This is a genomic window from Parabacteroides sp. An277, from assembly GCF_002159645.1.
Taxonomy (GTDB): domain Bacteria; phylum Bacteroidota; class Bacteroidia; order Bacteroidales; family Tannerellaceae; genus Parabacteroides.
Genome location: NZ_NFJB01000005.1, coordinates 62,945 through 83,434, shown reverse-complemented (window position 1 = coordinate 83,434; position 20,490 = coordinate 62,945). Strand labels below are relative to the sequence as shown.

The 20,490-nt window shown below is 43.0% G+C and carries 23 protein-coding genes and 4 tRNA genes; 11 read left to right on the top strand and 16 right to left on the bottom strand.

The features are described from left to right. Window positions 1-255: 255 nt before the first annotated feature. Window positions 256-1,026 (top strand): Fic family protein, encoded by a 771-nt coding sequence (locus tag B5F77_RS03305; protein ID WP_087327713.1) that lies wholly within the window; start codon window positions 256-258, stop codon window positions 1,024-1,026. 382 nt (window positions 1,027-1,408) lie between these two features. On the opposite strand, the gene B5F77_RS03300 is transcribed toward B5F77_RS03305, so the two are convergent. From B5F77_RS03300 to B5F77_RS03250, 10 genes are all read right to left on the bottom strand, one after another. Further along, window positions 1,409-1,891: a hypothetical protein gene (locus B5F77_RS03300; protein WP_087327592.1), complete on the bottom strand. Its 483-nt coding sequence runs from the start codon at window positions 1,889-1,891 to the stop codon at window positions 1,409-1,411. A gap of 296 nt (window positions 1,892-2,187) precedes the next feature. Then, complete coding sequence (locus tag B5F77_RS03290) at window positions 2,188-2,847, bottom strand: hypothetical protein (protein ID WP_087327586.1); 660 nt, start codon at window positions 2,845-2,847, stop codon at window positions 2,188-2,190. A 20-nt stretch (window positions 2,848-2,867) separates the two neighbouring features. Further along, window positions 2,868-3,086, bottom strand: coding sequence for a hypothetical protein (locus B5F77_RS03285; protein ID WP_162607944.1), 219 nt, complete (start codon window positions 3,084-3,086; stop codon window positions 2,868-2,870). Window positions 3,087-3,272: 186 nt separating this feature from the next. After that, on the bottom strand, window positions 3,273-3,746 hold the full coding sequence (locus tag B5F77_RS03280) for a hypothetical protein (RefSeq protein ID WP_087327582.1): 474 nt from the start codon (window positions 3,744-3,746) through the stop codon (window positions 3,273-3,275). 1 nt (window position 3,747) lies between these two features. After that, window positions 3,748-4,629, bottom strand: coding sequence for a BT4734/BF3469 family protein (locus B5F77_RS03275; protein WP_087327579.1), 882 nt, complete (start codon window positions 4,627-4,629; stop codon window positions 3,748-3,750). Between the two features lie 143 nt (window positions 4,630-4,772). Beyond that, window positions 4,773-6,029, bottom strand: coding sequence for a DUF3987 domain-containing protein (locus tag B5F77_RS03270; protein WP_239445716.1), 1,257 nt, complete (start codon window positions 6,027-6,029; stop codon window positions 4,773-4,775). Window positions 6,030-6,069: 40 nt separating this feature from the next. Next, complete coding sequence (locus B5F77_RS15845) at window positions 6,070-6,276, bottom strand: hypothetical protein (protein WP_204244943.1); 207 nt, start codon at window positions 6,274-6,276, stop codon at window positions 6,070-6,072. Between the two features lie 105 nt (window positions 6,277-6,381). Then, window positions 6,382-6,663, bottom strand: coding sequence for a helix-turn-helix domain-containing protein (locus tag B5F77_RS03260; RefSeq protein WP_087327573.1), 282 nt, complete (start codon window positions 6,661-6,663; stop codon window positions 6,382-6,384). A gap of 242 nt (window positions 6,664-6,905) precedes the next feature. Continuing rightward, on the bottom strand, window positions 6,906-7,595 hold the full coding sequence (locus B5F77_RS03255; RefSeq protein ID WP_140392803.1) for a hypothetical protein: 690 nt from the start codon (window positions 7,593-7,595) through the stop codon (window positions 6,906-6,908). 78 nt (window positions 7,596-7,673) lie between these two features. Beyond that, window positions 7,674-9,110, bottom strand: a complete 1,437-nt coding sequence (locus B5F77_RS03250; protein WP_087327568.1) for a site-specific integrase — start codon at window positions 9,108-9,110, stop codon at window positions 7,674-7,676. Window positions 9,111-9,329: 219 nt separating this feature from the next. On the opposite strand from B5F77_RS03250, the gene recG reads away from it, so the two are divergent. From recG to B5F77_RS16080, 3 genes are all read left to right on the top strand, one after another. Next, entirely contained in the window at window positions 9,330-11,432 is a 2,103-nt protein-coding gene (recG, locus tag B5F77_RS03245; RefSeq protein WP_087327565.1) for an ATP-dependent DNA helicase RecG, read from the top strand. Window positions 11,433-11,693: 261 nt separating this feature from the next. Next, window positions 11,694-12,830, top strand: coding sequence for a M23 family metallopeptidase (locus tag B5F77_RS03240; RefSeq protein ID WP_239445719.1), 1,137 nt, complete (start codon window positions 11,694-11,696; stop codon window positions 12,828-12,830). Window positions 12,831-13,327: 497 nt separating this feature from the next. After that, window positions 13,328-13,459 (top strand): hypothetical protein, encoded by a 132-nt coding sequence (locus B5F77_RS16080; protein WP_255377023.1) that lies wholly within the window; start codon window positions 13,328-13,330, stop codon window positions 13,457-13,459. 9 nt (window positions 13,460-13,468) lie between these two features. On the opposite strand, the gene B5F77_RS03235 is transcribed toward B5F77_RS16080, so the two are convergent. The 6 genes from B5F77_RS03235 to B5F77_RS03210 all read right to left on the bottom strand — a co-directional run bounded on the left by B5F77_RS03235 (window position 13,469) and on the right by B5F77_RS03210 (window position 18,115). Beyond that, entirely contained in the window at window positions 13,469-14,632 is a 1,164-nt protein-coding gene (locus tag B5F77_RS03235; protein WP_087327560.1) for a 1-acyl-sn-glycerol-3-phosphate acyltransferase, read from the bottom strand. A gap of 6 nt (window positions 14,633-14,638) precedes the next feature. Further along, window positions 14,639-15,622, bottom strand: a complete 984-nt coding sequence (locus B5F77_RS03230; protein ID WP_087327557.1) for a D-alanine--D-alanine ligase — start codon at window positions 15,620-15,622, stop codon at window positions 14,639-14,641. Then, the gene (locus B5F77_RS03225) at window positions 15,619-16,737 is read right to left on the bottom strand and encodes an RluA family pseudouridine synthase (RefSeq protein ID WP_087327554.1); all 1,119 of its coding nucleotides are present in this window, start codon (window positions 16,735-16,737) and stop codon (window positions 15,619-15,621) included. Before B5F77_RS03225 ends, B5F77_RS03230 begins: the two co-directional genes overlap by 4 nt. A 1-nt stretch (window position 16,738) precedes the next feature. Then, window positions 16,739-17,368: a PASTA domain-containing protein gene (locus B5F77_RS03220; RefSeq protein WP_087327551.1), complete on the bottom strand. Its 630-nt coding sequence runs from the start codon at window positions 17,366-17,368 to the stop codon at window positions 16,739-16,741. Between the two features lie 114 nt (window positions 17,369-17,482). Further along, window positions 17,483-17,635, bottom strand: coding sequence for a 50S ribosomal protein L34 (gene rpmH, locus B5F77_RS03215; protein ID WP_087327547.1), 153 nt, complete (start codon window positions 17,633-17,635; stop codon window positions 17,483-17,485). A gap of 96 nt (window positions 17,636-17,731) precedes the next feature. Further along, window positions 17,732-18,115 (bottom strand): tetratricopeptide repeat protein, encoded by a 384-nt coding sequence (locus tag B5F77_RS03210; protein ID WP_087327544.1) that lies wholly within the window; start codon window positions 18,113-18,115, stop codon window positions 17,732-17,734. Window positions 18,116-18,550: 435 nt separating this feature from the next. Here B5F77_RS03210 and rpsU point away from each other — a divergent pair, with 435 nt between their 5' ends. The 7 genes from rpsU to B5F77_RS03175 all read left to right on the top strand — a co-directional run bounded on the left by rpsU (window position 18,551) and on the right by B5F77_RS03175 (window position 20,478). Next, a complete protein-coding gene (rpsU, locus tag B5F77_RS03205; RefSeq protein WP_087327538.1) occupies window positions 18,551-18,742 on the top strand; it encodes a 30S ribosomal protein S21 in 192 nt (63 codons plus the stop codon). Between the two features lie 73 nt (window positions 18,743-18,815). Continuing rightward, window positions 18,816-19,748 carry a tyrosine-type recombinase/integrase gene (locus B5F77_RS03200; RefSeq protein WP_087327535.1) on the top strand — a complete coding sequence of 311 codons (933 nt, stop codon included), beginning with the start codon at window positions 18,816-18,818 and terminating at the stop codon, window positions 19,746-19,748. Further along, a complete protein-coding gene (raiA, locus tag B5F77_RS03195; protein ID WP_087327532.1) occupies window positions 19,738-20,037 on the top strand; it encodes a ribosome-associated translation inhibitor RaiA in 300 nt (99 codons plus the stop codon). The genes B5F77_RS03200 and raiA overlap by 11 nt, the downstream gene beginning before the upstream one ends. A gap of 95 nt (window positions 20,038-20,132) precedes the next feature. Then, window positions 20,133-20,206, top strand: a tRNA-Thr gene (locus B5F77_RS03190). An 18-nt stretch (window positions 20,207-20,224) separates the two neighbouring features. Beyond that, window positions 20,225-20,307 (top strand) — tRNA-Tyr (locus B5F77_RS03185). A gap of 20 nt (window positions 20,308-20,327) precedes the next feature. Further along, window positions 20,328-20,400: transfer RNA gene (locus B5F77_RS03180), tRNA-Gly, on the top strand. A 6-nt stretch (window positions 20,401-20,406) separates the two neighbouring features. Further along, window positions 20,407-20,478, top strand: a tRNA-Thr gene (locus B5F77_RS03175). Window positions 20,479-20,490: the final 12 nt, after the last annotated feature.

Sequence of the window (20,490 nt, the reverse complement as noted above, 5' to 3'; positions counted from 1 at the left end):
GTCAGGTTGTAGGTTGTGTAATATTAAATGATTTGATAGTTAGGCAGATATGGATAAAATAGTTACAACCACCTTATTTGTGGTATTGCTTCTGAGAATAAATACCCTATGTTACGGTTACGATAGTATTAAACTAATTGATATTTAAAAAGATACAATCAATTTGAGCGTAACCTGCTTTTTTGTGGTCGTAAGGATTCATCACAAGACGATATAACACTATCTTTGCATTCAGAAACAAATATAAGAATGAATATGGATGCAGAAATAACTACATTGTTGCAAGAATGTGATACGTTGAGGGCTCATCTTTCAGCAATGCGCCCCTTGCCTGCTGAGGCTCTGAAAAAGATAGAGGACGCATTAGCGATTGAATATACCTATGAAAGCAACCGGATAGAAGGGAACACGCTTACCTTGCAGGAAACGGAACTTGTCGTAAATGAAGGCGTGACTATTGCCGGGAAATCCATGCGTGAGCACTTAGAGGCCATCAACCATGCGGAAGCGATCGACTATATCAAAGACTTTGCCCATAATGGTATGGAAATAAGTGAAAGAACCATCAAAGAAATACATGCCCTTGTATTGCATGGCATCAATCGGGAGAATGCAGGACGTTACCGTTCTGTCCCTGTCCTGATTTCTGGAAGCCGGCATATTCCGCCCCAGCCCTATTTGATAAATAAGCTGATGGAGGATTTCATGATTAGATATCGGGAAATGGAAGGAGAAAAGGTACACCCAGTCTTAATTGCAACCTACCTGCATGATGAATTGGTACGCATCCATCCATTCATTGACGGCAACGGACGTACTTCACGCCTTCTAATGAATCTGTATCTTTTGCGTAATGGCTATGTTATCGTAAATCTCAAAGGGACAGATGAGGCGAAATTAGCCTATTATACAGCTTTAGAGGTATCACACATAGAGAAACATCCAGAAGCCTTTCAAAAGCTCGTAGCAGAAGCCGAAATAGCCTCCATGCACCGCTATTTATCCATATTGGGAGGGATGGATTAAATACGCAAGATTCTGCGTGTTTTCAATGGTTGTTGACCGAGTTATCAAATACTGCCCCCACAAAATTATGGAGCGTGTTTTTTGTTCAATGTGCAGTGAGAACTAATACGTAAATTCTACGCATTTTAAATACCCCAAATTCGGGGTATTTAAATTTGATGGAAGCCCCAAAACTGGTGTATGTAAAAGCCCCGAAACAGAAATTCCGTTAGCGGGGCTTTGCTGTCTTTAGGAAGTGTTTATATATTTGTTCCAGGCACAAATACCACATGTTAAAAAATATCTGTCACAACAGGAAGTAAAAAGGATGTTTAGTCGTTAAAATATTCCTGAAAATATTCTTGGAGTTACCATCGTTCCGGCTTCACATTGTAACCATCTCTTACTTGCTATCCATCCCTTGTTGCCGTTTGATGTACAATTCGCAGTTCCTACAATTAAGTGGCAGATAGTAATGTACCGTGTTATCCTCTTCTTCTTTGGTCGCATCCTTCTTCATTTGCTGCAGGTCTGCCAGCTTCATAAGGATTTCCGTTTTCTGCTTCGGGTCTTTGGTAGCATCTGCCAAGATGTTGAGTTCCGATACGATTGCGTCCTTATCACGTCTTCCGGCTTTTGGCTTATTCCCTTCCGTGACCCGATCCTGGAGGAGGATACTCCGTTCATTCAAGTACTTCTTCACATACTCAGACCTCAGCCAACGCAGAGCCATACGATGTATGGTGTCTTGGTTGTCGGTCTTGATACGGTTCCGACGACTTAACGTGTAAGCCTTGTCCACGTCGCCATTGAGCAAGTAAGCATCAAGGCAAAACTTCTCAGTAGGAGTTAATATCTCATCTTCATTCTGTTTCCTTCTTCCCATGATTTACCTCGCTTTCTTGTTTAAGATATTCTTCAAAATGCAATTCACGTTCTACAAGGTTGTCGCAATACAAAATAAGGTACGAGCAAATTGCGTGCGCATATAGTATATTACCTTGCTTGAGCGTATTTTTTAGCTTGACAAGCTGCGTTATGCACTTGTGGATGTCTCCAACGGGCACCCGAGTAAGCAAAACGTTGCTAAGTGATATGTCTAATAATGATTTTACTTCTTTCTTATCCATGATTAAATCATTTAAAAGTTATGCGGAATTAACCGCATAACCCTGGTTAATACTAATCTTCATCATTACTTTGTTCCTTCAGCATACGGATAGCGTCCGGATTCATCTTGCCGATTCTCCATCCGATATTTTCCTGGAACCATCCTTTGGTAAATTCTTCCGTGAGGAATTTTCCGACGTTCTGGATGATTAAATTCATCGGAACATATAAATGTGCCTCTTCCCAGTCATAAAGTCTCTGAAGGGCTGCTTTGGCCTGTAGAATAACTTGGTAATATTCCTTATCTTCGTCTGAAAAACGCTTCGTGTATTTCTCCGTAAGAACCTTGTCTACTTCTTCACGGTCGTAGTGCAGCGTACTGTCCCCATCTTGAATGATAGGAAACTTCTTTTCTCTTAGGAAATGCCCTACTGTATTACGGGCATCCTTTGTACGGTCTGCCATTGCCCTGAAAGTCTCCCGAATACGTTTCTTTTCCTCTTTTGGGATGAATCCCAGTTTGCCGATATAAGAAGCTTCCGCCTTGTCTATCCAGTTGGTAAACGCTTCGTCTGATACGACAATTTTAGACAGCGTATTGATGGACGTTGGCAAACCTTCCGCTTCCAATACTTTCAGAGCATTATTTACTCCTTCTTCTTGCTGTCCAAGATATTTGAGTTCTTGCTGTTTGAGCCATTCTTGTACTATGAAATTTTCTAATTGTTCCATACCTACTGAAATTTAATGGGTTAATACTGGTCTCCGAATCGTGGAGAATTGTCTTTAAACTTGTTGGCAAAGAAATCGTTCATCGCCTTTTCTTCCTTGGCTTTAGCCTCTTCCTCTGCCCTAATGCGTTCGGCTTCTGCCTGTTCTTTGAGATGCTGCTCTACAACTTCATCACGGAGCAATTGACGCATAGCATCCTCGCTCATGTTGTTTACTAATTCCATCGACAATTTTTTCATTTTCAATCTAATTTAATGGGTTAATACTATCGTTTGTTTAATCTTTTCCTTATAAAAGCCTTTCGCTTTTCTTCCGTCCTGAAATAGAACGTAGTACGATCATCCATTTGGAACGGAAACATGTTCGATATATCCGGGGACTGGAAATTGAAATATTTCGGACTTGGTTGGTTAATAAGGTCTATCTTATTCATATTGCCATATCTCCTCCAAAAAATCGTCAAAGCAACGAATGATTGCGTAATGCCCTCCTGCTGCCTTGATTTTCCGCTCGACTTCCTTTTGCACCTCGCTTTGCCGGTCTTTACCGACCTTTATCTCCAGATTGAACGTCTTACCTTTATAGGTTACTTGCACATCGGCAATGCCTTTCGTTGTGCCGGACTTGCGCCATATCTTTAGTCGGCTGTCGTACTGGCCTTGCGAGTTCTGTCGTTGGTAAAACGCCCCATGAATCTTAGCCCATGCCTCAATACACCCGGCTAATCCGTTGGCAGTATCATCCCGGAAAGACCGTTTGAACCGGCATTGCTGAGGAATGGAAGATTCCCGGTATTTCCATTTGAAATATTCAATCTCCAGTTGTTTTACCGAATCCGGCTTCTGGTAACGTGGCTTCGGAGTTTTCTTCGTTCTGTTTATTGCTGGAATTTCTATCATATCAATAATTGGATTTAAAGGTGATCCCATAATCTTTACATATTTCGAAGAACGATCCAATGCCTATGCGCTTGCCTGTACGCAAAAGGTTGGTGAACTTCTTATCGGTTTCTGCCCGGTTGTATTTGTTATTCTGACTACTGCACACATGGAAGAACTGCCGTCCTTGCTCGCCTAATGAAGCCAATGCGCATCCTACGGTAAACCATGACTGATAATCGCCCGTGATGTCTATCCCATTGGCTTCTATCCGCTCACAGCACTTTGCAACCTTATCCAGTACTCCATCGCCTGAATACTGATAATTGATGAATGGCTTAGGCTCCATGTAATACCCTTCATACGGTACTGCATCTGGATTGATATACGGATGAGGATCATACGACAGGCACCTCATCCGGGTAACATCACCACAAGCCGGGTCTATGGTAATACCCATCTTACTGAAATCCCGTTTCAGTTGCTCGAACTGCTGCTTATGAAATTCTGGATATCGTAAAGGAAGAATCAAAAAGTAACCGTTACCACTTACCGAAAGGCTGATATAAGCTACTTGCGGTAACTTAGCAAATTCTTGCTTAAGATCTGTCCAGTTGTCTATATCTTGATTGTCCTTCCGGTCTACATCCAGACAGATAAGCCCGGAATGCTTAACAAGGTTGTCCGCCTTGCGTGTAGGTTGGAATATTCCACTAATACAAGCCTGCGGCAAACGTTTCTTAATTGCGTTCCGCTCTTCTTTAGTTTGCAAGGTGCGCAGGTATTCTATCTCTTGGATGTGGCCCGTGTCCGATAGGAACTCTCGAAGGGGGTGGGTAGTGCCGTACACATCACGGACACCATTGTATATCGAAACCTCTGTATCAAAAATATCTTTCTTCATAATCTCTCAAATTTATTAGATGGTTATCAGGTTATAGGTTATATATTGATTTATTTATTGTAAATCAGATATTTATAACGTTTTATATGATAACCTTATTAATTATGGTATCTTAATACCATAAAACATTAGGTTATCGCTTATTATTTGTTATCTTCCTCAATATCAACGCTTTCGTTTGATGATAACCTATAACCTGATAACCTGCTATATTTCTTTAAGCATTTAGCGATATACGGCTGTGAAACCCCAAGTGCATCCGCAAATGCCCTTTGGTTCTTAGGCTTATTAGTAAAGTACAAACGAGCTACCATTTCTTCGTTTCCCATCGGCTTTGCTTCCGGTCTATTCTTCCCAGATCGAAGTATCTGATAGACTTTCTCAGCGCATCCTATGAAGTAGTCCATACACCGACAACTGTATTCCATCTCTTCCGGACTAATGTCCACAGAATAAGGATTGCGCCCTAATATGTGTGCAATACCAGCCCATCGAATGACATATATTTGCAACTTGGAACAAACTGCAGCCATATAATCATCAGTATCTACTTTCTTGAGCTGCAGTTTATTGTAATATTCAATATATACTTTCTTTGCCTCGCTACGTAAATAGAGTTTACCACCTTCTGCACTGAAATCAAACATTAGGAGATTATAGATGAATGAACGCCAATCATTAGCAACCGAAGAAGGAATCACCTCATCACTGTACATAGCTGGAGGAACGGAATCCGGGAAGCAGAATAACCACCGCTGAACAAACCCATTACCCATCATCAGTTCATTACCGAACGTTTCATTTAATACACTCGGCTGGATACTCCCCAATATGGACATGAAAGGCTTCTCTATCAATAGAGTATCGTCGCTCTTCCTATTTACGATTATATTATCAGAATCGTAAATTGATAGTAATTGCGATAGCTCCCCGCTACGGTTGTATCGCCCGAAATCGTCAATCATACCCTTTAGTTCATCCCGGTAAAGCAGAACACCATTAGGATTAACAGATAGTACCTGGTTACGAGCTTCTGGCGTGCTGTCAGAAACGAGGAACTGGTTAAATACGGGCTTCTCGGCTTTATCGTCGCCTGCAGCCTTGTACAGCTTAAGTTTCTCCCGGTAAATGCCATAATTGTAGGCATCTCTATCCTTTAAGGGCTGCAACAGAAAACGCATAGGCGTACTCTTATTGCTTCCAGAAGGGGCTATATTGCAAATCCAAAGGCAAGGATAATTCTGATACTTGCCATCATCAATGACCAGTCGCTTACCTACTGCCGTACCGGCAACGGCGAACAGGCTTGCCACGACCATGTCCCTTGAACATTGGAATGTGCCTACAATAGCGTCGATAACGCCTTGAGCTTGCGTTGATAGGCCATCAATTGGCAGCATAGCCTCTCTTACATCTAAGTCAGTAGGATTGATCGAAATATTAGTCATAGCGTACGCCCTCCCATTTAGACCAGAAATCCAACTGCCTGTTATCATTTAAGTTGATCCAATACAGCTTACATCCATTAGGTTGCCAACTATCCTGAATATCCAATCCTGCCCGTCTTAGCTCAGATATGCGCTTACGAGCATCATTCGTGTGGGCAAGTTCGTTTAATTCTTTCGCATAAAATTTTCTCCCAGACATAAATAATGATCTTATCTTTTTTATTATTGGAATATTATCATTAACTTTGCCCCTGTTGGTGGTGCAGGGGGCGGCGAAAGTCGCCTTTTGTTTTTTATTCATATGTTATTCCTCCATTAATTTTCTAATATCACTTCCTCTATACTTCACGCTTTTGCCTACCTTGATTTTTTTCAAATACCCGGACCTGTCCCATCGCCACAACGTGGATAAATCTACACCCAATTTTTTAGCTGTCTCCTTTGCCGTCAAATAGTCCTCTTCCTGTCGGACAGGTTCCGGGTGTTTCATCTCCGCATTCCATTGTAGAAATGCCTCTTTGAGGTCAAGTGCATTAATGACCAACTGCACGTTTGCTCCTTCTTTAATTAAGTTTGTAATGTTCATGATTTGTGAAATTGAACATTGAGTGGTCTCTCATAACCTTGCCGACGGCTTAAGATTTACCACTTCCAAACAACGAGGATACGGCTTTATCCTCTTTGGATATTGCAAAGGTGCAATGTTGTATAACTAATGGCAACAAGTTGGGTAACTTGGGTAAATTGGTGGGTAAGTTGGGTAAATTGGACAAAAAAAGGATGCACTCAAAAGCACACCCTCATTACAGATATGTAAATCGATTGTGATTACAATAAGTGTCTAAATCGGTCAGAAGACATGGATATTATATTGACCTCCTTTAAAGCCTCGGCAAAAGCCTTTTTCAGATTATTTTCCGGATTCTCTATCAAAGGTTTTCCAAATTTATCTTTTTCTTTTGCCCATTTTTTGATCATCGTTGCTATTTCATCATCTGACTTTCCCGCAAGCTCTTGAATAAGGTTTTCATTACCGTTGAATAAACCCAATAATTCATCGCTGTAGTGAACAATAGAATTATCAGCACTGAATTTCCCTCTAATATTTGTAAGCACCATACTAACGACCACAAATAAACTATGCAAATATCGACGCTTCCATTCAATATAAGAGGGAGGCTCTTTCGCTGCATCACTTGCATTGATGTAGGAATAACGCTTGCAATCAAATAACCCAGTTCGTTCAGCACAATCAAATATCCGCAAGATAGAATCTGCATACTTGTCTATTTCTTCCATAGGCTCTTTCAGAACTTGAGACATAATCCTGCAATCTTCATATAATCGAACAATATATTCTTCTACAGTGGGATCTTGTCTCCCTATTCCGCCCAAATAATAAGAACTATACAAAGCATTCGATTCCTCTATAGTGTTAGGTTTATCTTTTATATACAGACCCAATAAAGTTATACTATCGTCTAATGCTTTCAGGCATTTTGTCATTTCAAAATTCATAAGAAAAAATTTTTTAGATGATGTAACTGTATCATATTTCCATAATATAGGGGGGGATGCCATCCCCTCCAAAAAACTCTACTCAATTAGAGAGACAATCTCTTTCTTTAATTCATCGTCAATCTCTCGATACCTATTAAAAGCCCTGCTGCCTTGTACATGACCGGACATGGACGCTATCAGGTTCGGATCTTGTACCTTCTTATACAAATTTCCCACAAAACAACGGCGTGCCATGTGTGAAGATGCAACTTCATTGATAGGTCGTTGTACCTCTTCACCGGTTACACTGTCAAGCACGGTAACAAGCCGTGTTATACCACATAGGCGGAATATCTCTTTTATATCATCATTATATCGTTGCGGAGTGATAAACGGAAATAACCGACCTTTAGCATCTACATTCTTATACTTATTCATTAGCGCCATTGCTCTACTATTTAACGGTACACGGACTACATCTTGCCGCTCTTCTTTAGTCTTACGCGGAATATACTCAATGTTCCCATTTATCACATTGCTTGCTGTCAGGCGAAATAAATCAGACACCCGGCAGCCGATGCAACATTGGAATATGAATATATCTCGCTGGATCGACAATTGAGGATGCGCAGATAAATCGAAGTCCGCAATTTGATTCCGTTCCTCCAGCGTGATGTAATAAGGCGTACCGTATTTTTCTGTAGTTGTACCCTCAAATCCTACGAATGGATTATTTACTGTAACGCCTGTTTCATTCAACCAATTAAAGAAGGCTTTAAACTTATGGAACAAGGTAGCAATCGCATTGCGTCCCCGTTGTTGAGGTTTCGGGCTTCTCCGCTTGTCGGTAGAAATAGGGATCTTCTTATATATCTCTGGATATTTCTCAGCCAAAGCATATTCATTGCGAAGGAACGATTCTATATCCTCTATCGTTTCGCTATCTATGGTATCTATATCCAGCCTAAAATCTTTCCGCCTGGGATCGCAAGCACGAACAAACATCTCATACCGCTGGAGTGCACGAACAAGTACATCAAAGTTCCGTTTCCATACATCCGATTTATCGCCTTCTCGTTTACCATTGATTTTCTTCTTTGCATTATCTCGGAAATCAATCATACAGTCAAAGAATGGCCGTTTGATATACTTTTCCGGATTCTGAGCCTTATCTATCAATTCATTTACCAACAGAACCGACAATTGATCAGCTTTTATGTCCTTACAAAGTGGCAATACATATTCCATCCACTCCTTAGAAAGAGTGTCTTTCGGAAAGATTTCGCATAATTTCAACACTTTGGCCTCGATATCGTTTAGTCTCGTTTCTTTTTCCACCATTTCGGCACGTTCTACACCTATGGCCTTACCGTAACTCATTCGTCCTTTGGCTGCATCCCATCTTTTCTCAGGGACAAACACGCCCGTTTTTAGGCGTATCTTTATATTCCGGTCGATTGATACACGGAAAAGTATCTGACTATATCCTTGTCCGTCTTTTTGCGTCGATAATCTTTTTTGAATCGTTGCCATAATATTTTTCGTTCCTATTCGTTACAAAGGTAATCACAAAATGTGGCTTAAAACGTTTTTTGTCCTCATTTTGTCCTCCAAAATGAAATTTGATGCAATTTCATGCAGTTATAATTTGCAATGAATAACATTAAATATCTGTAATTGGGACTATTGTGTTTTACTGTATTTTGTCTTATTTTATATCTGATACTCCCAACGGGGGTACAAGTGCCACGTATGCAACTGGACTTAAATAAACGAGCGATAACTTATTTGCCTGGCGTAGGACCACGGCGAGCGGAGGTACTAAAGCAAGAGATAGGTGTTTCCTCCTACGAGGATTTGCTTTATTATTTTCCTTATAAATATATCGACCGGAGTCGGTTCTATCGTGTGAATGAGGTGACGGGTAATATGCCTTTTATCCAACTAAAGGGTAAGATTGTACTTTTCGACCAAATAGGGGAAGGACGTACGAAACGGTTAATTGGAAAATTTACTGATGGTACAGGGACGATAGACCTCGTGTGGTTTAAGGGTTTGGCTTATGTGACCCAAAAGATTAAGACAGATACAGAATATATAGTCTTTGGACGGCCTACTGAATTTGGACATACATATAATATAGTACATCCAGACATAGATCCTATTGAACAGGCGGAGCAGGTGGCCAATGGATTAACTCCTTATTACAATACGACTGAGCGGATGAAGAAAGCATTTCTTAATTCGCGTGCATTGCAGAATCTGCAATATACTTTGCTCAGCAATTTGAATTGGCGTATTCCTGAAATATTGCCTGAAGCGGTATTGACCAAAACGCACCTTATGCCTCTATCGGAAGCTATGCGGCATATCCATTTTCCAGAATCGGTCCAAAAGTTGCGCGAGGCGCAAGTGAGGTTGAAATTCGATGAGTTGTTTTTTATCCAACTCCACATTCTCCAGACGGCGCAAGATCGGAAATTGCATTTGCGGGGAATTCCTTTTCCTCGTGTCGGTACTTATTTTAATACATTTTATAAAGATTACTTGCCGTTCGAGTTAACGAACGCACAAAAACGGGTGATAAAAGAGATTCGTGCCGATATGGGTAGCGGTCGACAGATGAACCGTTTGCTGCAAGGAGATGTCGGAAGCGGAAAAACGCTGGTGGGTTTGTTGGCCATGCTACTTGCCCTTGATAATGGGTGCCAAGCTTGTATGATGGCGCCTACAGAGATATTGGCAGCCCAACATTATGCTACGGTGAAGTCTTTTCTCCAAGATATGGATATAAAGGTAGCGTTGTTGACGGGATCTACCAAGAAGCGCGAGCGAGATAAGATGCTTCCAGCCATAGCCCATGGAGAGGTTCAGATTGTGATAGGAACCCATGCTTTGATAGAGGATACGGTAGTTTTTTCTTCTTTAGGATTGGCTATTATCGACGAGCAGCATCGCTTTGGCGTGGAGCAGCGGGCCAGACTTTGGCGGAAGAATACGCAGACGGTGCCCCATGTGTTGGTTATGACGGCAACTCCTATTCCCCGTACCCTTGCCATGACGCTGTATGGTGATTTGGATGTTTCGGTCATCGATGAACTTCCGCCGGGACGTAAGCCAATTGTCACGCTCCATCGTTACGATACCAAGCGTAAAGAGCTCTTTGATTTCTTGCGGAAGGAAATCGAGAAAGGACGTCAAGTGTATGTAGTTTATCCTCTCATTGAAGGTAACGAAAAACTTGATTACAAGAGTCTCGAAGAGGGGTTTGAGGTATTTAAAGAGGAATTCCAAGAGTATACGGTCTGTATGGTGCACGGGCGGTTGAAATCAGCCGACAAGGAGCGGGAGATGCAACGTTTTATCACGGGTGAAGCGCAGATTCTCTTGGCTACTACAGTAATTGAGGTTGGTGTGAATGTCCCGAATGCCTCTGTGATGGTCATCGAGAGTGCCGAGCGATTTGGACTTTCTCAACTTCATCAGCTCCGGGGGCGAGTAGGGCGCGGTGCCGAACAATCTTATTGTATTCTTGTCTCTTCTTACAAACTCAGCCACGAGACGCGCAAACGTTTGGAGATAATGGTTCAGAGCAACAACGGATTTGAAATTGCAGAGGCCGACCTCCGTCTTCGGGGGCAGGGTGATATCGAAGGAACCCGGCAAAGTGGTGAAGGCTTGGACCTCAAAATAGCCAATCTTGCGACAGATGGCCAAATCCTCCAATACGCTCGTTCGGTAGCTTTCGAGATATTGAACGAAGACCCGCAATTAATGAGCGAAACCTATCGGTTATTGAACGAAAGGCTCCGCCAGCTCTTCTCGGGCAAGCTAAATTGGCGCTTAATTAGCTAAATATGTTGTAAAACATATTTTCCGTAAATCATTATTGCTCTTTTGTTTAGCAAGCGCATTTAAAATTCATTAAAACTCGTACGAATTTTTTCTCTCGAATTATTTTGAGGTAAAAACCAAAATATCGAACTTTGAACAGTTCTTAGTTGAAAAACAATTAAGTACGAAGTTTTAATAACGGTCTATAAGTTTGAAGGATTTTGAAAGATGACAATTAAAGCAATATTATCTGCCTGTTTGGGCTTGCTGATGCTCCCAGGGATGGAAGCCGCAGAACCTGAAAAGGGAAAAACGTCTCCCGTCTCTGTAGAAGAAGCCAACAATGTAATGGAACGCCAAGTATCGGAACTCATGGCGGAACGTGTCGGATTTAAAAAGGACATCGCCCTTGAGAAACTTGCCGAAGCTAAACTCGCCGATGAAGTGGCTCGTGAAAACCTAATGTTTCCCGCCGATGAGCTCTATGGCTCGAATTGGAACACCCGTTGGGTTGACCCTTTCCGAGGTGAAGAAAAAGTGGAATTCCCAGATTCTTGCCTGATAGATTGTTCCTCTTTTGTTTTTCCTATCGATACGATGATTCGAGTTACTTCGAAATATGGCCCGCGTCGCCGCCGGATGCACAAGGGCATCGACTTGAAAGTCTATAAAGGTGATACTATCCGTGCTGCTTTCGACGGGAAAGTGCGTATCCGTAACTACGAGCGCCGGGGGTATGGTTATTACCTCGTCATTCGCCATCCGAACGGATTGGAAACCATCTACGGTCATCTTTCTAAACAATTGGTAAAAGTAAATGATATTGTGCACGCGGGCGATCCCATCGGTTTGGGGGGAAATACGGGGCGTTCAACCGGTTCACATCTCCATTTCGAAACGCGTTTCCTCGGGCAACCTATCAACCCGGCTCTTATCATCGATTTCGAGAACGGCGTGCCTATTCAAGATACTTACGTCTTCCGCAATGTCAAAATCAATGGGCGTAAAAGTAATATTTATACCTCGGGCGACCAGTTGGTTTATCACCGTATTAAATCGGGTGATACGCTCGGTAAGATTGCCCGCATGTATGGGACGACCATCGGCGAACTTTGTCGGCTGAATGGCATCCGTCCGACGACGACTTTGCGCATCGGACGTGTGCTTCGTTGCACAGCAGGCGAGAATTACACCACGCGGCGGCCGAAGATAGAAACGCAGGTGGAGGCGCAGACGGAACCAGTAGCTGCGCTCACGACCGAGTCGGAAGGCCAGCCTATTTATCATAAGATTCAATCGGGCGATACGCTGGGCGCTATTGCACAGAAGTATGGTACGACCGTGGCTCGCTTGTGCGAACTGAACGGTATCACGCGTACTACTATCTTGCGCCTGGGTCGTACGATTCGTTGTTCATAAGCTATCATTTTTGTGTATTTTATGTTAATGAAGGCGATTTCCGAAGCGTCGGAAGTCGCTTTTTTGTGTACTATGGTGAGCCTGTACTATGTTTCTTTTCTGCATCTTTCCGCGTGTTTCCCCTACTTTAATTTCAAATTTAGGATTACGATGGGTTCAATTGTCCGCCCGGACTTCCAGACAAGCCAGATTTGAGGTACAAAGTGCTGCCTGAACATCCGGGCGGGTGATTGTACCGGTACAAAGTGCTGCCTGAACCTTCGGGCGGATGATTGTACCGGTACAAAGTGCTGCCTGAACATCCGGGCGGGTGATTGTACTGGTACAAAGTGCTGCCTGGACTTCCGGGCGGGTGATTGTACCGGTACGACGTGCTGCCTGGACTTCCAGGCGGGTGATTGTACCGGTACAAAGTGCTGCCTGAACATCCGGGCAGGTGATTGTACCGTTTTCACCACGTGATTTTGTTTTTGAATAACCGTTAAAAGAGCAGGAGGATGGAAGACGGGTATTGTCTGGTTGGATTGGCGATGAGACGTGTGTGGCGCGGTGAGGCGAACTTTGTGGTGTGGGATGGATATAGAACAAGCGCGAAGCCGGGTGATTCCCAATGGCTTCGCGCTTGTTAGGTTATTTATTTAGTCCTGCAACGCCAAATGGTTTTTTAGCGGATTGGTATACATTTCCAAGATTTTATGGCGAAGGAAGGCCTCGTCTTTGTTTGGAATCTGAATTTTGTCCAACTGCCCTTGCAGGTAAGTTTCGAAGTCTTTCTTGTCTTTCGCCCCGTAGTGGCTGGAGAAGCAGCGGGTGCCGCTGAGCAAGTCGTAAGCCACGTAATTGCAAGGATAAAAACGATAATGGGTGTATATCTCGCGGTCGATGATAGAGGCCACAGCTGCGAAGAGGGCATTCTTGTCCATCGAGGGGTCGAGTGCTTGGAGCTGGTCGTTGATGAGATTACCGATAGTGAAATGGACGCGTCCTTTGTTTCCCAAGATACCCGTTTCCATATTGAGGAGGTCGTCGTGCTGTGTTTTCTGGTAAGCCGGGTTATCGCGCTTCAATTGGAACTCTTGCGCTTTCAAATAATCGCAAGGGTCGTATTCGTAGGAAATAGAAATCGGGACGATGTTCAGTGCCGAGAGATTGCTGATGATGTCCTTTTCGCCCGCCATGTTGAGCATCTTGAGGACGCTGGGCTGCGTGCGGTCGTTCGAATCCTTCGCGCGTCCTTCGCGTTGGGCAATCCAGATAGACTCGTGTGTTTCTTGGATCGTGTGGTTGATGTAAGCTGAAAGCTGGTTGCTAGCTTCCAGCATTTGCCGGACAGACACGCCGCGTTTGACGATAAAACAATTGCTGAGCCGTACGAACGTCTCAATCCATGGATGGATGAGAAGATTATCGCCGATGGCGATTTGGGTCAATCCATATCCCACGTCGTACAGGATCACGTTCAGGAACGATGCATCGAGGACGATGTCCCGATGATTGGAGATGAACGTGCAGGCCGGTTTGCCTTGAGGAAGGCGGCTCCGTCCCGACACCGTAAGCGAGAAGGTAGTTTTCTTTGCTACGGTCATGACAGCGTCATATCCAAATGTAGTCTTAAACTCTTCTTTCGTCTTGCAAGCCCGCATAGCAGCCGCGAATAGGTTCCAATCCAAATCCGGCTTTACATAGAGGATGGCTTTTTTAAACTCGTCGGAGGTTAGCAATTCTTCGATAGCAGCATGGACCTCGTTCGGGTTCAGCGGACGAATATCCTCAAAATTAGAAGAAACAGTATCTTGTGCCATATCTATTTAGTTTATCTCGTTTTCAATAATGTCATTCATTACATCCGTTATGTTTAATCCGGCAGCGCGTACCTGCTGCGGGATGAAGCTGGTAGCTGTCATGCCTGGCGTCGTGTTGATTTCCAAGAGGCAAGGGATCCCGTCCGACGGGATGATGTAATCCACGCGAATCAGCCCCTTGGCACCAAGGATGTCGTAGATACGGGAAATCTCCCGTTGCACGCGTTCAGTCAATTCGGGTGAGAGGCGAGCGGGTGTAATTTCCTGCACCTGTCCGTTGTATTTCGCGTCGAAGTCGAAGAACTCGTTGCTCGTCACTACTTCCGTGATAGGCAAAACGACCTCTTTCCCTTTTACCTTGTAACAACCGCAGCTAATCTCCGTTCCTTCGATAAAACTTTCGATAATGACTTCTCCTCCCTCCGCAAAAGCTTTGTCGATAGCGGGTTGGAGCTGGGATGCCTCTTTCACCTTCGAAATGCCAAAGCTACTGCCTCCGTCGTCCGGTTTGACAAATACAGGCCAGCCCAAACGTGTTTCCACCTCTTCGGCTGAAACACTTTCGCCTTTCCGTATCCGAATTGATTTTGCAATGCGCACGCCGAAATGGCTGAGGTATTGATTGCATACATATTTGTTAAAAGTAAGCGCACTTACCAGCATCCCACAAGAAGAATAGGGCAACCCAATTAAATCGAAATAAGCCTGTAGGCGTCCATCTTCGCCTGGTGTCCCATGAATGGTAATATAAGCAAAATCAAACTTAACTTTCCGCCCGTTTATTTCGAAACTGAAATCATTCTTATCGATAGGAGTGTAATCGCCATTGGGGAGTTTTACCGCCCATTGGTCATGTTTTACAATGGCAATATATAAATTGTATTTGTCTTTATCTATGAAAGAGTAGATTCCTTCTGCACTTTTGAGTGAAATAACAATTTCGGAAGAATCTCCACCAGCTACAATCGCAATGTTCTTTTTCGTATTCATAATTCAATATCTTTAGAAGTTGAATAGATGCGCCATTTGTCGATGAGGTGTTGCATGTCTTCGGGCAATTCGGAGTCGAAAAACATCTCTTCCCCTGTAGACGGATGGACGAATCCTAATGTCTTGGCATGCAGAGCTTGACGAGGACAAATAGCAAAGCAGTTTTGTACAAATTGTTTATATTTTGAGGACGTAGTCCCCTTCAGAATCTCATGTCCACCATAACGTTCGTCGTTGAATAGCGTATGGCCAATATATTTCATGTGCACACGAATTTGATGCGTGCGTCCGGTTTCCAAACGGCATTCCACCAATGTCACATAGCCTAACTTTTCCAATACCTGATAATGGGTGACAGCATGTTTGCCTTGGCTTCCGTCCGGATAGACCGTCATCTGAAGGCGGTCTTTCATACTTCGGGCAATATTCCCTTCGATTCGTCCCTCTTTTTCTTGAAATTGTCCCCATACGACGGCGCGGTAATGCCGTTTCGTCGTATGGTGGTAGAATTGAAGTCCCAAATGGCTTTTAGCTTCTGGGGTTTTTGCAATCACCAGTAGGCCGGAAGTATCTTTATCGATACGATGTACTAAACCGAGGCGGGGATCAGATGCGTCGAAATGCTGGTCATCTCGCAAATAATAAGCGATAGCATTCAGTAACGTACCGGAATAGTTTCCATGTCCTGGATGTACAACCATACCAGCCGGTTTGTTGATTACCATAAGGTCGGCATCTTCATATACAATATTTAATGGAATATCTTGAGGAATGATTTCTGTCTCGCGTCGAGGGCGGTCCATGACGATTTGCACTACGTCTGCCGGTTTTACCCGGTAATTGCTCTTTACGGCTTGTCCATTCACCCAAATACATCCTGCTTCAGCGGCTTGCTGGATACGGTTGCGGGTAGCCCCCACCAAGCGTGCCACCAAGAATTTGTCGACACGTAAGAGCGATTGCCCTTTGTCTGCTATAATCTTGAAATGCTCGTATAATCCGGGAGAGACTTCGGGCGAAGTGATGATAGACGCACATTCGTCATCGTCTTCCAGCAAAAAGTCGTTTGCTTGCTCCTTTTCAATCTCTTCTATTTCGTCTATGAAGTCTGCCATCTCAAAACCAATTTTCTACTTCACTATCTAAACTCTCTATGGGAAGATTGTTCAAGCTATCCAAGGCCAATGAATCTTGCTCCATCTCTTGGCTCCCTACAATAAGCACCAATGGTGCGTTGAGGGGAACATGTTGCCCTTGTTCGACGGGGCGTTCATTCATTTCCACTCCAATGGCCAGATTAGTATATTCCGCCGGTATGTATTTTACTTCTACCGAAGTGAAACCCAACGAGCGGAGCAAGGCATAAGCTTGCCGGAATGACAAATCCTGTACTTCGGGCATAATGGCCATTTGAGACGTTTTTGCATTGATAGTCACAAACACGATTCGCCCTTCTTTTACTTTCGAACCGGGTTCGGGTACTAATTCAACGATGGCACCCGGTGGCACATCTTTCGAGAAAACCGAATCGATGATGTTGTATCGGATGCCCTTTTCGGCTAATAGCGGTTCGGCCTTTTCGATAGTCAATCCTTTTACGTCAGGTATGACTACCGCTTGGTTATGGCGCGTATAGCTATCCAGCCAAAGCAATGTTCCGTAGATTAACCCCCACGTAATGAGGATAACAAGCAGAATGCTTACGACGAATGGATTCTTTCCTATTTTTAAGAAATGATTACTCATGGTTCTTTGTTTTTGATACAAGGTTCAAAGATAGACATAAAAACAAAAAAAGTAAAGGCTTTCCTCAAAAAAACCTTTACTTCTTTGTCAAGTTTGCTACGAAACGGATATTTTTTATCCGTTGTATTCGTCAGAAACGGTCAATTTAGCTCTGCCTTTAGCTCGACGAGCTGCTAATACACGACGGCCATTAGGAGTAGCCATTCTTGAACGGAATCCGTGTTTGTTCTTTCTTTTCCGATTGGATGGTTGGAATGTTCTTTTCATTTTTCTATCTTATTTATTATTATTCTTGTTCTTATTCACATGTTTATTCGGGCTGCAAAGATACGTCCTTTTTTTGGAACTACCAAAAAGTTAAACTCATTTTCTTGCAAAATTACGATGGATACCCTCCAAACGTTGTGCTTCCTCGCCTGTAGGATTCAATTCGATGGCTCGTTTCAAATCTTCGAAAGCGCCTTTTTCATCGCCTTTCAGATGTTTGGCTCGTCCTCGTTCGGAGAAAGCTTTAGCGGAAAGGGGCGTTTGTTCAATCATTTCGCTGAAGAATTGGATAGCTTCGTCCCATTTCTTTTGGTAGGCGAACAGATCGCCCATATAACCAAGCGCTTTTGTATGGAACGGATTTAATTCCAATACAAGCCTGAAGTCCGCTTCCGCCTCTTTTAAATGTCCCTCGGCTGCCTGTATTTCTCCATGTCGCAAATAAGCCATAACTTCCTCTTCTGTCGTCTTCTTTTCCATATCTGATGATAGTATATATAATATATGTATAGGTATCCGGTGGCAAAAGTAGGGATTTTTCTCCAGATTCTCGTTGAAATCGTTTGCAAATATAGGCATAAACGAAAACGATTCCCGTTATAAATGGAAACGATTATAGGCATAAATCTCGGCACGTACCCTTGTGTTGATACACAAAAAGTTAGGATGTGTTGCAAAAAACAAAGAAAAAGTGTACCTTTGCGCGGCGATTCGGGGTGTATGGCTTTGGGTTGCACAGAGGAACTAATCAGATGTTTAATGAAAGAAGGACAAGAAAGGAGGTCGTTGTACCTATTAAAATAAGAAAAATATGATATTTATGGGCAGAAAGTTTGGCAAGTAGCGAAACTATCTCTAATTTTGTGCCCATTTTAAAGGAAGTAGTAATTAAACAAAATAATAAATTAAAAAAGTATGATCGTAGTTCCATTGAAAGAAGGCGAAAACATTGAAAAGGCGCTGAAGAAGTTTAAGAGAAAATTTGAAAAGACTGGTATCGTAAAAGAATTGAGAAACCGTCAAGCTTTCGAAAAACCGTCTGTAACAAAGAGAAAGCAAATGATGCGCGCTATCTACGTACAGCAATTGCATCAGGCGGAAGAATAATTCTGTGCGAAAAATTTGGTTCTTTAAAATCTAATTTCTATATTCGTGCCCAAGAAAGGATTGGTGAACGAATATGCTGGTCGATGAATTTCTAAGCTATTTGCAATATGAGCGTAATTATTCGCTTCTGACGGTTGAGGCTTATCGGAAGGATTTGTTGCAATTCATATTGTATTTGCGGGAATTGGACGAAAACATAACCTTTCCGGAAGATGTGGATGCCGATTTGGTCCGGCGCTGGATTATTTCCTTGATGGATAATAAAGGAGGTAGAGAAGGTAAGGGATACAAGGAGACTTCCGTCAATCGGAAATTGAGTTCTTTGAAGTCTTTTTTTAAATATCTCATGAAGCAGAAACGGATTTCTGCTGACCCTATGCGCCTTATTACGGGGCCGAAAGCCAAAAAGCCTTTGCCTTATTTCGTAAAAGACAAAGACATGGAAATGCTGCTCGACTCGCATGAAGGCAATGGGGAAAAGGATTTTATAAGCATACGAGACAATCTGATTGTGGAAATGCTTTACGATACCGGAATGCGACGGGCGGAATTGGTTAACCTTCGCGATGCGGATGTGGATTTCGAACGAATGCAAATCAAGGTGACAGGAAAGCGCAATAAGCAACGATTGATACCGTTTGCCGAGAGATTGAAGGACTTGATGTGGCAATACATACAGGTGCGCAACCAAGAGGTAGGCGCTTCGGAATATTTTTTTATTCGCCCCAATGGTGAACAAATTTCTTCCTATATTGTTTATAGAGTAGTAAAAGGAAGATTGTCGGAAGTGCCTACATTGGCCAAGCGTAGCCCGCACGTGTTGCGGCATTCGTTTGCGACAAGTATGCTGAACAACGGCGCAGAGTTGAACGCGGTGAAAGATTTATTAGGACACAGTAGTTTGGCTTCTACGAGCGTATATACGCATACATCCTTTGAGGAATTAAAAAAAGTGTATCATGCCCACCCTCGGGCGAAAAAAGAAGGAGGTTATTATGGAAATTAGAATTCAGGCGATTCATTTTGATGCGACGAAGCAGTTGGAAGCTTTTATTCAAAAGAAAGTATCCAAGTTGGAACAATACTACGATGGCATCATATTGGCTGAAGTGACTCTGAAGGTTGTAAAACCGGAAACGGCAATGAACAAGAATGCTGCTATCTTAGTGAAAGTGAAAAATGGGGATTGCTTTGCAGAGAAAACAAAAGACACTTTTGAAGAGGCAATCGACGAAAGTGTGGAAGCTTTGGAAAAACAATTGGTTAAATTCAAAGAAAAAAGCAGAACCAAATAAAAAATACGGTAGAAAAATTTGGTATGTAAGAAATAATGCCTAAATTTGCAGCCGTTTCGATGAGAGTACCGAAACGGCTGTTATTTTGAAGATATGCCTCTTTAGCTCAGTTGGCCAGAGCACGTGATTTGTAATCTCGGGGTCGTTGGTTCGAATCCGACAAGAGGCTCAAAAGAAATGTTGGAAAGGGCAGTTACCAGAGTGGCCAAATGGGGCTGACTGTAACTCAGCTGGCTTACGCCTTCGGTGGTTCGAATCCATCACTGCCCACCTATTTATATATAGGTATTGCGGAAATAGCTCAGTTGATAGAGCACTAGCCTTCCAAGCTGGGGGTCGCGGGTTTGAGTCCCGTTTTCCGCTCAAAATGCCTAAATAGCTCAGCGGTAGAGCACTTCCTTGGTAAGGAAGAGGTCCCGAGTTCAAGTCTCGGTTTAGGCTCGGATATTTAAG

Coding starts and splice junctions, on each gene's coding strand:
- B5F77_RS03305 (WP_087327713.1), top strand. CDS start 256: ATGGATGCAGAAATAACTACATTGTTGCAAGAATGTGATACGTTGAGG.
- B5F77_RS03300 (WP_087327592.1), bottom strand. CDS start 1,891: ATGGGAAGAAGGAAACAGAATGAAGATGAGATATTAACTCCTACTGAG.
- B5F77_RS03290 (WP_087327586.1), bottom strand. CDS start 2,847: ATGGAACAATTAGAAAATTTCATAGTACAAGAATGGCTCAAACAGCAA.
- B5F77_RS03285 (WP_162607944.1), bottom strand. CDS start 3,086: ATGAAAAAATTGTCGATGGAATTAGTAAACAACATGAGCGAGGATGCT.
- B5F77_RS03280 (WP_087327582.1), bottom strand. CDS start 3,746: ATGATAGAAATTCCAGCAATAAACAGAACGAAGAAAACTCCGAAGCCA.
- B5F77_RS03275 (WP_087327579.1), bottom strand. CDS start 4,629: ATGAAGAAAGATATTTTTGATACAGAGGTTTCGATATACAATGGTGTC.
- B5F77_RS03270 (WP_239445716.1), bottom strand. CDS start 6,029: ATGCTGCCAATTGATGGCCTATCAACGCAAGCTCAAGGCGTTATCGAC.
- B5F77_RS15845 (WP_204244943.1), bottom strand. CDS start 6,276: ATGTCTGGGAGAAAATTTTATGCGAAAGAATTAAACGAACTTGCCCAC.
- B5F77_RS03260 (WP_087327573.1), bottom strand. CDS start 6,663: ATGAACATTACAAACTTAATTAAAGAAGGAGCAAACGTGCAGTTGGTC.
- B5F77_RS03255 (WP_140392803.1), bottom strand. CDS start 7,595: ATGAATTTTGAAATGACAAAATGCCTGAAAGCATTAGACGATAGTATA.
- B5F77_RS03250 (WP_087327568.1), bottom strand. CDS start 9,110: ATGGCAACGATTCAAAAAAGATTATCGACGCAAAAAGACGGACAAGGA.
- recG (WP_087327565.1), top strand. CDS start 9,330: ATGCAACTGGACTTAAATAAACGAGCGATAACTTATTTGCCTGGCGTA.
- B5F77_RS03240 (WP_239445719.1), top strand. CDS start 11,694: ATGGAAGCCGCAGAACCTGAAAAGGGAAAAACGTCTCCCGTCTCTGTA.
- B5F77_RS16080 (WP_255377023.1), top strand. CDS start 13,328: ATGGAAGACGGGTATTGTCTGGTTGGATTGGCGATGAGACGTGTGTGG.
- B5F77_RS03235 (WP_087327560.1), bottom strand. CDS start 14,632: ATGGCACAAGATACTGTTTCTTCTAATTTTGAGGATATTCGTCCGCTG.
- B5F77_RS03230 (WP_087327557.1), bottom strand. CDS start 15,622: ATGAATACGAAAAAGAACATTGCGATTGTAGCTGGTGGAGATTCTTCC.
- B5F77_RS03225 (WP_087327554.1), bottom strand. CDS start 16,737: ATGGCAGACTTCATAGACGAAATAGAAGAGATTGAAAAGGAGCAAGCA.
- B5F77_RS03220 (WP_087327551.1), bottom strand. CDS start 17,368: ATGAGTAATCATTTCTTAAAAATAGGAAAGAATCCATTCGTCGTAAGC.
- rpmH (WP_087327547.1), bottom strand. CDS start 17,635: ATGAAAAGAACATTCCAACCATCCAATCGGAAAAGAAAGAACAAACAC.
- B5F77_RS03210 (WP_087327544.1), bottom strand. CDS start 18,115: ATGGAAAAGAAGACGACAGAAGAGGAAGTTATGGCTTATTTGCGACAT.
- rpsU (WP_087327538.1), top strand. CDS start 18,551: ATGATCGTAGTTCCATTGAAAGAAGGCGAAAACATTGAAAAGGCGCTG.
- B5F77_RS03200 (WP_087327535.1), top strand. CDS start 18,816: ATGCTGGTCGATGAATTTCTAAGCTATTTGCAATATGAGCGTAATTAT.
- raiA (WP_087327532.1), top strand. CDS start 19,738: ATGGAAATTAGAATTCAGGCGATTCATTTTGATGCGACGAAGCAGTTG.